Source organism: Micromonospora sp. R311, from assembly GCF_056780015.1.
In genome coordinates this window covers 1-557 of sequence record NZ_JBSWCE010000124.1, presented here as the reverse complement: position 1 = coordinate 557, position 557 = coordinate 1, and the positions used below count along the sequence as shown (strand labels likewise).

The window sequence follows — 557 nt, the reverse complement described above, 5'->3', positions numbered from 1 at the left end:
GGCGATGGCCACCACGGCGGCCCGCTCGTCCATGTCGGACTTCTTCGTCGCCGCGATGATCGCCTTCACATTCGCGATCTGCTCGTCGTCCAGCGTGATGTGCGACTGCTTGCCCTGCACGCCATGCGGAATCAGCTTGCCCTTGTCGGCCTTGTCGGCCTGCACCACGGCAACCGGCTTCACCTGCTCCACCGCAGCAGCCTGCGCGGTAGCCGGACCAGCGAACACACCACCGGCGAAGGCCAGACCAGCGACACCGAGAACGCTCTTACGCATGATCGTGTTCATCACGAAGCTCCTTGGGGGTCGACGCCACCAGCCCAGGGGGAGGGCGTGGTGGCGCAAGCACCGTCCGGCGCTCGAAAGTCTTGGGGGAAAGATCCGACGCTCGCGGGCGGGGGTGCCCTTGCGGCGCCGCGACCATGTGTAACGACCGGCGGCCCGCCACCATTCCGCGGCCCAGCCAACGCAACCCCGATCCAGGCGGGGCGGGCTCTTGCTCGATCGTCCGCATGATGTAACGCCCCCGACCCGGCCCCGATTCCACCACCCGGATG

Annotated in this window: 1 pseudogene; it reads right to left on the bottom strand. The window is 67.9% G+C overall.

Features of this window, described 5'->3' with window-relative positions:
• Positions 1 to 288 (bottom strand): annotated as a pseudogene (locus tag AC1WTP_RS34475) (hypothetical protein); the annotation flags it as partial.
• Positions 289 to 557 lie beyond the last annotated feature (269 nt).